Annotated in this window: 7 protein-coding genes and 3 pseudogenes; 8 read left to right on the forward strand and 2 right to left on the reverse strand. The window is 42.6% G+C overall.

Annotated features, from left to right (window positions below):
- Nucleotides 1-200: pseudogene (locus F596_RS11160) on the forward strand (IS1634 family transposase); the annotation flags it as partial.
- Between the two features lie 446 nt (nucleotides 201-646).
- On the opposite strand, the pseudogene F596_RS0109875 reads toward F596_RS11160, so the two are convergent.
- Nucleotides 647-2,155 (reverse strand): annotated as a pseudogene (locus F596_RS0109875) (helicase-related protein); the annotation flags it as partial.
- A gap of 287 nt (nucleotides 2,156-2,442) precedes the next feature.
- On the opposite strand from F596_RS0109875, the gene F596_RS0109880 reads away from it, so the two are divergent.
- From F596_RS0109880 to F596_RS0109915, 7 genes and pseudogenes are all read left to right on the forward strand, one after another.
- A complete protein-coding gene (locus F596_RS0109880; protein WP_019036823.1) occupies nucleotides 2,443-3,663 on the forward strand; it encodes a site-specific integrase in 1,221 nt (406 codons plus the stop codon).
- A gap of 4 nt (nucleotides 3,664-3,667) precedes the next feature.
- Nucleotides 3,668-4,936, forward strand: a complete 1,269-nt coding sequence (locus tag F596_RS0109885) for a site-specific integrase (protein WP_024992779.1) — start codon at nucleotides 3,668-3,670, stop codon at nucleotides 4,934-4,936.
- Between the two features lie 52 nt (nucleotides 4,937-4,988).
- Nucleotides 4,989-5,456, forward strand: coding sequence for a DUF1896 domain-containing protein (locus tag F596_RS0109890; RefSeq protein WP_024992780.1), 468 nt, complete (start codon nucleotides 4,989-4,991; stop codon nucleotides 5,454-5,456).
- Nucleotides 5,457-6,175: 719 nt separating this feature from the next.
- Nucleotides 6,176-6,445 carry a helix-turn-helix domain-containing protein gene (locus F596_RS11655; RefSeq protein ID WP_004336955.1) on the forward strand — a complete coding sequence of 90 codons (270 nt, stop codon included), beginning with the start codon at nucleotides 6,176-6,178 and terminating at the stop codon, nucleotides 6,443-6,445.
- A 20-nt stretch (nucleotides 6,446-6,465) separates the two neighbouring features.
- The gene (locus F596_RS0109900; protein WP_019036827.1) at nucleotides 6,466-6,777 is read left to right on the forward strand and encodes a helix-turn-helix domain-containing protein; all 312 of its coding nucleotides are present in this window, start codon (nucleotides 6,466-6,468) and stop codon (nucleotides 6,775-6,777) included.
- A gap of 360 nt (nucleotides 6,778-7,137) precedes the next feature.
- Nucleotides 7,138-7,581, forward strand: coding sequence for a plasmid mobilization protein (locus F596_RS0109905; RefSeq protein ID WP_019036828.1), 444 nt, complete (start codon nucleotides 7,138-7,140; stop codon nucleotides 7,579-7,581).
- A gap of 469 nt (nucleotides 7,582-8,050) precedes the next feature.
- Nucleotides 8,051-8,957: pseudogene (locus F596_RS0109915) on the forward strand (IS982 family transposase).
- 111 nt (nucleotides 8,958-9,068) lie between these two features.
- On the opposite strand, the gene F596_RS0109920 reads toward F596_RS0109915, so the two are convergent.
- A complete protein-coding gene (locus tag F596_RS0109920) occupies nucleotides 9,069-9,986 on the reverse strand; it encodes an IS982 family transposase (protein WP_019036830.1) in 918 nt (305 codons plus the stop codon).
- Between the last annotated feature and the right edge of the window lie 322 nt (nucleotides 9,987-10,308).

Raw genomic sequence — 10,308 nt, forward strand, 5'->3', positions numbered from 1 at the left:
CCTGTTACTGGACCGAGATTGTACGACGTATGAACACCCAAAAACTCGTTACCACAAAAGGGAAGAACCCGTTAGGTGAAACTATTGAGATGCGCCAATGCAGTAGTCCTTCGAAGCAAGCAAAACAGATATACGATAAGTTGAAATTAAAACACTCACCATTCAAAAAGAATAAAATTTGTAGGACACAGAACTCATAAGAAAAACGAGGAAAGTACGGTAACAGTAACAATTAGGCGAAAGTGGGTGTTAAACTTGGGTTAGACGAATAAATTTCCGAAGACTTGTTTATTGGGGGCGGATGTAGAGCTGTGTTGGTAATTTAAGCCAATACGCATAAATACAATAGAAATTACTACATATAAACGAATTTATCGCTGTCCGCTAAAAGTTTAGAATCTGGGAATATGGTGTTTAGGTTGCAGATAAAAGGGAGATTAGTCTCATCTCACCAAAAGTAAGCCCTTCTGTTATTCACAAGCGCTTTTTAGCGGGGTAGCTAATGAATGATAGGGGGGCTTACTTTTCGAAAAAGAAGTCCGTAGCACCTATTGATGAGCATTGCGGATAGAGGAATAGTACCGATTTGAAGTTTAGCGGATAGCAATAATTAGATATCTGCTTTTCATTATAGGTTCTAATCCTTTTAGTGTCTCCATTTGGGTCTGAAACTCTGTAAACAGCTATCCTCTTCTTTATCTTGGGCAGGATTATTCTCATTTTTCATTTTGGCAGAATAGTTGTTATCGGGTAAACCCTCTCCTTGCTTCATTTCCTCTTTTTCCTCCTCCGGTGGTGCAAGCGTAAGTGCAATCTTTCTGTCCAGCTCCGCAGCTTCACTTTTAAGTGAGCGAAATTCGTCCTCTTTCTTCCAAGAACTGTTTGCAATGTTGGTGTAAACGTCTTTGTTGGCCACAACCTTTGCCATTTCCTTCTCATGCGACTCTATCACCTTTGGAATACGCTCCAAGGCGTTAATGAAGTTCTGACACGCAAGTTTCGGGTCTGTTGCCAACTTACCGTTATTATAGGTATAGTAAATACTCTCCTGACCTTTCACAAAAAAGCGGTTCACCGAACAGTCGAATAAGTCTTTGGAAGTACTCTCTGTCTTGACCATAATGGAGAAACCATAGATTTCGCCAATTTTGTTGTACTCTCCTTTGGTGCGAGCTTTTTCGTCTATTTCTTGCAGACGGGCAGCAATGCCCTTGATATCGGTGCTGTCTTCCACACCTTTGATTGTAAGTTTATTTATAGGTGTACCTTCATCATCACGCTCCACACGCTGCTCAAATAGAGCTAAGTCAGATTGTGCCTCCTTGATTTTGTCCGTATGGAAGGATACGGAACTCTCAATCTCTGCCAACTTGCCCGTTGCGGCATCACGCTCACGGAGGAAGTTCTTGCGCTCTGATTCCAAGGTGGTAATCTTCTTATCCAATCTTGCTTTTTCCAAAAGGTCGGTATTGCCAGAAAGCACCGCTACGTATTCGGAGAAGTTCATGCCGCTGTCCTCATCCATCGAGCCCTCATCAATGGTACGACTACCGAGCGTATTGGCCTTCAACTGATTGATAAACAATTGCTTGTTATGCAGCAGATTGAACTTGTAGCTGTCCAGAGACCGCTCTACGGCATAGATAATCACATCAACCTTGTTGTCCGCAAACTCCTTGGCGATAAGGTTTCCCTTGCGCACAGCTCGTCCGTTACGCTGCTCTAAGTCCGAAGGTCGCCAAGGCGTGTCCAAATGATGGACCGCAACGGCACGCTGCTGGGCATTCACACCAGTACCCAACATGGATGTAGAGCCGAAAATAATACGAATATCTCCACGGTTCATCGCATCTACCATCGCTTTTTTTGCCTTCTCGTTCTTACACTCTTGGATAAAGCGTATTTCGTAGGAAGGGATATGATAGTCTTCTACCAACTTACGCTTTATCTCAGAATAGACGTTCCATTCGCCAGGCTTGTAAGTCCCCAAATCAGAGAAAACAAACTGCGTTCCTTTTTGTGTATCGTACTTTTGATAATAGTCATTGAGCATCTTGGCACAATGGCTTGCCTTGTTGTCTATATGGTCTGAGTACCCTTTTTCATCAATCATGCGTAAATCAAGGCTCATCTTGCGGGCATAATCAGTCATTAAGAATGAAGGGAAACAGAGGGAAATGTAAGGAATGTAACTATTTGAAATAGTATCATTTAGCATTTTTATTCCATTATCGAGTTAGGCGAAAGGAAGCATCAAACGGCAGGAGTTCCGTTACCAAATCGTAACCCATCAGGGAAAAAGCAAAAAGGGGTTACGAATTGAAGGTAAACAATTGTGTCATAGGTTTTTATTCCTCATCTTTCATTTTTCTGCATCGCTTAGGAAGACTTGTTCATTTGTACCTTTGCAAGCAAAGGAAATTTAGAAAAAACGACAGAAAAATGAAAGAAAACAAACTCAAAGTATCGTTCTTCGTTCAGGCGAAACGAACCGACAAGAAAGGACTTGTGCCTGTCATTGGGCGCATCTCTGTAGGCAGAACCCATTCGGGCTTCTCCACCAAGTGTAAGACTCCGCTCGCTCTTTGGGACAGCCGTAAGCAACGGCTCATCGGCAAGAGTGCAATGGCGGTGTCCGTCAATCAGAAACTCGGTGAATGCACCGCACTCATCCACGCACGCTTTCACGAACTCTATGAAAGGGAAGAAACTTTTACCGCCACAGACGTGAGGGATGCCTATCAGGGGCAAGTCCACCGCCAAGCCCTGCTCTTGGAGAGTTTCGGGGAGTATCTCACACAGACTAAGGAGCGCATAGGCATCGATCGAGCCTTAAAGACGTTCAAACTCCGTACCTACCAACTCTCCCTGCTCCGTGAGTATGTGCGGAAGAAGCACAAGGTAAGTGATATTCCACTCTCACAGCTGGACAAAGCATTTATCGAGGGCTTCGAGTATTATCTCACCATTGACCGAAAGCTGAAACGCAGTAGCATATCAAGTACCTTGTCTACTTTGCAGACCATCGTCCGCATGGCGGTGAAGAAAGGTGTGCTGGACTTCTATCCGTTCTTGGGCTACAGTTACGAGCGACCAAAGGGCGAACCGAGAAGTATTACGCAGGAAGAACTTGAGCGCATCATCGGCTTGGAGATTGAATGGGAGAACTATCGTATTGTCCGTGATTTGTTCGTCTTTTCTTGCTTTTCAGGGCTTGCCATCTCCGATGTCCGTAATCTTCGGGAGGAAAACATTGTCTTGGAAGAGGGCGAACTCTGCATCAAGGGCAGACGCATGAAGACCAAGACCCCGTATCGTGTACAAGTGCTTCCCCCTGCTTGGGCGATAATGGAGCGGTACAGAGGAAAGCGTGCAGGCTTTGTCTTTGACGTTCCAACTACCGACATTATCCTCAATGGTATGCACTACATACAACGAAACATCGGCATGGAAACTCCGCTAACCTTTCACATGGCTCGCCATACCTTTGCTTCGCTTATCACGCTCTCAGCAGGTGTACCTATTGAAACGGTAAGCCGTATGCTCGGACACACCAACCTGAGAACAACACAGGTATATGCAGCTGTATCCTCCGAGAGAATCCATCGGGACATGCAGAAAGTGCAACAACGCATACAAGATACATTCACTTTAAAACTTTGATATTATGGCACGAAGTACATTCAAGACACTCTTTTATATCAATCGCTCAAAAGAGAAAAAGAACGGCAGCTGCCCGATTATGGGGCGTATCACCATAGACGGAGGACAAGTACAATACAGCACGGGCAAGGAGATTGCTCCTGAACTTTGGGACAGCCATAAGGGACGGTGCAAGGGAACAGGTGAAGAAACAAAAGAAATCAACCGCTACTTGCAAGCCAAAGAGGAACAAGCCAAAGGCAAATACCAAGAATTAGTTTGGCAACGTGGCTATATCACCGCTGAGTTGCTGAAGCGTGAACTCATGGAAGAAGACAAGCCCAAAGGTTTTCTTTTGGAGGAAGCACGACTATTTATTGAGGAAAAGCGCCCATGCGTAGGAGTGACGATTGCCAAGCCTACCTTTGCTAATTACATCTATGCAGCGCAGCTCATTAAGTCCTATCTGCGTGAACGCTTAGGCCAGGAAGATATTCGATACGCACAATTGGACTATGCCTTTATTGAGGGATTGGACTTCTACCTTAAATCAGAGCGCAACCTATCTCTTGCCACTATTCAGGTAGCGGTCATCTTCCTTAGGAAACTCATCGGCATCGGTCAGCAGAAGAAATACATCCGCATTGACCCCTTTGTAGATTACAAGGCAGAACTACCACACCGAACACGCAGGTATCTCACTACGGAGGAACTGCAAAGGGTACTGCAAACACCCATCATTGACAGGCAGTTTGAACGGGCAAGGCAACTCTTTCTTTTCTGTGCCTTCACTGGTTTGGCTCGTGTGGACATGCAACGGCTCAAACCAAAACACATCATCCGTAATGCAGACGGCACAGAGGAAATCCGCATCAAAAGGCAGAAAACAGACGTGGAAGCCATCATTCCACTCCTGCCCATTGCCAAGCAAATCCTTTCGCTCTATATCAAGGACAAGAAAGCAGACGACTTGATATTCCCCAATCTCACAATAAGGAAAGCATCCTTTGCATGTGTGAACATCGGGCAGATATGCCGGATAGATAAGAGCTTGACCTTTCACATGGCTCGCCACACATTCTCAACCACGATATGCCTATCCAACGGCATATCAATGGAAACGCTCAGCAAGATGCTCGGACACAGCAATATCGGCACGACACAGATTTATGGAAAGATAACCGACCATAAGATACAAGAGGATATGACTGCACTCACAGACAGGGAGCATACTGTATTTGAGGGTTATTGTGAGTCGATAGCACGGCAGAACGTTCCATTGCAACAAGCATAAAAAGGAAGTAATTACCAAACATTTATTATTCACGATTGAAAACCAAACGATTATGAAAGAGAACAACAAACGGGAACTTTCCTACTTTCGATTGAAATTAAGAAGTTATATGAGTGAGCATCACCCCGAAAGATTGTACGACACGGAGTTTATCACCACACGGGCAGACATGGCTCTCACTGCTTACTGCGATGCAGTGGCACAAGGTTTTTCGCACCTCGAAGCAGAGAGCATAGCAAGTGAGGTATTGTATCAAGGTTTGCACTTTTCCAAGTACGACACGCTTGTTTCTGTCTTGGAGAACGAGTTTGAGAGGGAACTGCCTGCACCACTCCCTGAGAATCTTGCACCCATATTGTTGTCGAACAAGGCTGTTCAAGCCACATTCGACAAGTTCGGTTTGACGGACACATTTGCCACAAGCGGACAATACGACCGTCTTTACACCGAACTCACAGGCACGATAGTGCTGCTCATTGAGAGCAATAAGCTGCCGATGGTCGGTCAGGCGAACAGATAAAACGTTTGTTTACGCTTTATAAATAGACTTACGCAAAGCCCCTGATACCGTTTCTTATCGTGCAAAGGTACAACGGCAGCCAATCTGCCCTGACAAGGTCGAGTCCTGCGGATGGAGAGAAGAATCTCCACCGCAGGATTTTTCTTTTTTTTATGGCTGTATCGCAATTCCCAATATCCGTGCGGTCGTATTCGTCTCTCCCAACCTTGCAGGGATGGGCTGCCGTAAGAGAGTAAAGGCACGACAAGAATACGGCATACTCAGGCTCTTTGGACGCAAGGCGTAACAACCAACAATAGATAAGACTGACGATAATACGGACTATCTGTTGTTTGTACAATTTATTGTCATGACTATCTGTTGTCTTGACTATCTGTTGCCAAAACTATCTGTTGCCAAAACTATATATCGTCAAAATAATCTATCGATAAAACTATCTATCGATAGTTCTACATATCGATTTGTCGAACTATCGAACTGTCGAGAGAATAATTGCTATGTGATAAAAGGAAAGAGCCGGCACCTCATCTCATTACCGCAATAATGCAGACTGATTTCCTTTGCTTTTTCTCTTGTTTTCCTGACATTTCCCTGCTTTTCCTCGTTCCTTGCAGCGATGCCCCTGAACACTTACTTTTGCACACGAGAAATACGGCAACGGACTGCATAACAGTTTGTTTGCCGAGTAACAATAAAGTAATCAAAACAAAATCAAGGAAATGAAACTCATTATCATCGACCGCAAAGCGTGGGAGCGACACCGCTCCGAATTTGCAGACTTTATCCACAGTATTGAACAGCTTATCGGCAATCCGACCGAAACGGACGAATGGCTCGACAATGAAGCCGTATGCCGCAGGCTCGGCATCAGCAAACGCACCCTGCAATCCTATCGAGATACGGGAAAAATCCCTTTCTCAATGATTGGACACAAGTGTTATTACAAAGAGAGCGACATCGCAGAGTTACTGAATGCAAACCATAAATGAAATCAAACACAGAATGAACTATGGAAGAGAAAGAAATCATTACACAGCAAGACCCTCAAATGCAGATGTTTGCACAGTTGATGGTGGGTACTTTGAAGAAACTGGAGCGTTATTGCTCCACAGCCCGTCCGATGTTGGGTGGAGAGGTTTACCTGACAGGCGAGGAGGTGTGCGGCCAATTACGGATCAGCACACGCACGCTCCAAGAGTACAGAAACTTAGGAACGCTTCCTTTCTACAAAATCGGAGGGAAGATACTTTACAAGCAGAGCGACATACAGACAATGCTTGAAAGGCATTATAATCCAATACCGCAAACAGGTAAGTTATGAGTTAAGTTAAGAAATCAGTCGCGACTTAAGTCAAATGGTCAGTTGTGACTTTGGTCAAGAAATTAGTTTCGACCTAAGTTAAAATTAACTTTAGTCAAAAATATGTCAGCTCATAAAGTCAGTAAGTCAAGAAATTAGTCTAAACTTATCTCTTGATTTACTTCTTGAACTTTGAACTCTCGTCTATCAAAAGCACCCCAGAAAAGTTACTTTATGGAACATAACAAACTATCTCTTTCTTTATACTGGCAAGGTGTGTCTTTGTGACACAAACTGCCGTTTGTCCCACAAAGACCCTTGCCCCAAATGGGGAATAAAATCACTCCGAAGTCGTGATTAGAGAAATAAAAACAAGAGAATATGGCAAGCGATAAATCAAGGAAAAGAGTAGCGAAAAAGTATGGTGATATGCCCGACAAGTGGGACGATTGGCACGTCCGTTTACCAGACCCGAAAGACCAAATACGAGTGATAGACCTCTATCACAAATCAGGCTCAATGTCCAAGTCCGATTTTGTGCGTGCAAGGTTATTAGGAGAGCATTTCAAGGTGATAACGGTGGACAAGTCAGCCGTGGAGTATTACCGCAAGCTCTCCGAACTCACAGCTCAAGTACATAAAATTGGCGCAAACTACAATCAGGTGGTGCGCTTTCTCCACATCACCGAGAGGGAAACAACGACACAAACCCTGTTGCAGGAACTTATCCATCTGACAAAAAAACTCACCGCCTTGCAAGAACAGACGGTGAGCTTGACGATTGATTATCGAGAGAGGGATGATAAATGTCCGACTCCATTATAATCCCCCAAGTATTTTTTGTAGGAGATTACCAGATGAGTTTACTATTTGAAAATCTACAGTTTGGTTTTTACCGATTTTACGTCGGCAGACTTGAAACGACAGAGGGCTTCCTGACGATCCAAAGTATCACGGACAGCAGAAAGGTCTCGTAGCTGTCCTACGATACTACGGATTTTCTCGCTACGCCGTTCAAAACGTCGTTCATATTTCTTTTATTCTTCCATATTAGTTGCCAAATTCTAATTGATTCTTTACTATTACTGTCCAATCAAACTTTTTTATCTTTTAAAAATTTGAACTGTCCGATAATTTTTCATGCAGAGATTACCCCAGTTCGGGTTAAGCCGTCTATATTTTGATAAGTCAACGTGAGTTCGACGAATTATAAGTGTCTATAAATTTGGTGATTAGCGAAAATTGTTGTAACTTTATGATATTGATTTACAAATAATTACAAACAAAAATCGCTATGATCACCGAAGACAAAGTTACTGAAATATTTTGTATGGCAGATGACTTCTACAAGTTTTTTGATGCAATGACAGCAAAATATACGCTAAAACCTTATAGGAAAAAGGAGATATCAGCGTAATTCCACGATGTCAAAGGCAGAAGTCATGCTAATAATGATTCTTTTTCACGACTCTGGTTATCGTTGCTTTAAACATTTCTATATTGAAAAAGTATGTAAGCATCTGCGTCATTTGTTTCCTAAAGTTGTCTCATACAACCGTATAGTAGAATTGGAAAGGGAGGTAGCCGTACCCTTAACCTTGTTTATCAAGAAGGTTCTGTTGGGCAAATGTACGGGCATAAGCTTCGTTGATAGCACACCACTACGTGTCTGCAAGAACCAAAGAATACATATTCACAAGGTTTTCAAAGGTATAGCCCAAAGAGGAAAATGCTCCATGGGTAGGTTCTTCGGTTTCAAATTACATTTGATTTGTAATGAGAAAGGAGAGCTTATTAATTTTATGATAACACTGGGAGATATTGATGACCGTAAGCCTTTGAAATACAAAGCTTTTGTAGATTTCATATATGGCAAGCTGGTCAGCGACAAGGGGTACATCGGCAAGAATCTCTTCCAAAGACTGTTTGTGGATGGAATACAACTTATTACCAAATTGAAAAGTAACATGAAAGGAGCTTTGATGAGTGTTTCTGCCAGGCTCTTACTCAGAAAAAGAGCCATTATAGAAAGTGTGAATGACGAGCTTAAGAATATTGCGCAGGTGGAGCACTCCAGGCATAGATGCTTTGACAATTTCATCGTCAACTTATTAGGTGCTATTGCTGCTTATTGTCTGTTTCCAAAGAAGCCGTGTATAAATGTACAAAGGACTATTGATACACAGCTTGCTCTGTTCTGAATTCGTCGAACTCACGTTAAGTTAGGAGCATTATTCCTTGTTAGAATCATGTGCACGATAATACATCCCACTCTATCATGAATGGGATATGATTTAGATAAAAAATGTTGCTTAAAACAACGCCAACTGTTTAGAGTCTTCTATGCAATATCCCTGGAGAGCTTCTAGCTTGTTTTCAAAGAAGCAGTATGCCCCCAAGGCAGATACAAGATTCATGATAAAGTTTGTCACAGACCTATGGCGTGAATGTACAATTTGGGCAGTGTTTTTCAGAAGATCATTGATGGTTTCTATGATATATCTTTTGCGCAGCATCATTCTATCATAGAAAGGCATGAGTTTGTTTTTCATATTTACCCTGAGCCCCGTCACCAACTGAATACCATCTTCAAAAAGAAAGTCAAAAAGTTTTTGTGATATGTATCCTTTGTCAGCGAACAGCTTGCCATACAGACGTTTGGCAAGAACCTTGAAAACCTTTGTGTCTTTGTCACTGACATTTGCTCCAGTAAGAACGAAAGCTATGATTTCCCCTCTGTCATTACATGCCAGATGAAGCTTGAATCCGTGACACCAGCCCATTGTTCCTTTCCCATTTGCTGCAACGCCTTTGAACACCTTGTTGGCATAGCGTCTAAGATTGTGGCATACAGGAATCATTGTTGAGTCAACAAATGTAATACCTGTACATATTCCAAATGCACGCAGATTAAGAAAGAACATAAGAGGAAAAAACACCCTACTTTCAAGTTCAACAAAACGGTTGTAAAAGACAGCGTTAGGGAAGTACGTCTTAAAAGTCCCCTTGATGAAGAATAGATAATAGTGCTTAAAATTACGAAATGTTCCGAAATGGAAATACAATAAAATAGTAATGATTTCGCTGTCGGACAAGGAAGCCTTACGCCTTCTACGCTTCGTGGTATCGTCACCTAAAAGCAGTTTCCCACCATTTTCAGCTCCAAAATGTTTGCAAAAATCATCTATAACACAGAATAATTCAGTAATTTTGTAATCGGTAGTCCGCATAAGTATAGTTGTAACTGTTTGATTATTAACTATAAAGATACTGTTTTAATCTCAAACAAAAAAGAGTTAAGAAAGATTAATTGCCGTCATTTTGTTTTTTTATATGTTTTCAGCCCGATGGGGGCTTCTCGCCCCCTGGCCCCTCGGTGTTTTCAGGTATAGATTATTAAGGTTTTAATATTTTTGGATAAAACAGTCGCACATTTCAAAAAATCTTCGTAATATTACACACGACAAGTGAAGACACCCGATTTCAGGTATCTATCACGTGAGGTTGGAGGCGTGTCAAACTGTTCCAGCCTCTTTTCGTGTAATTGGCTAT

Source organism: Prevotella amnii DSM 23384 = JCM 14753, from assembly GCF_000378745.1.
In the GTDB taxonomy this organism is placed as follows: domain Bacteria; phylum Bacteroidota; class Bacteroidia; order Bacteroidales; family Bacteroidaceae; genus Prevotella; species Prevotella amnii.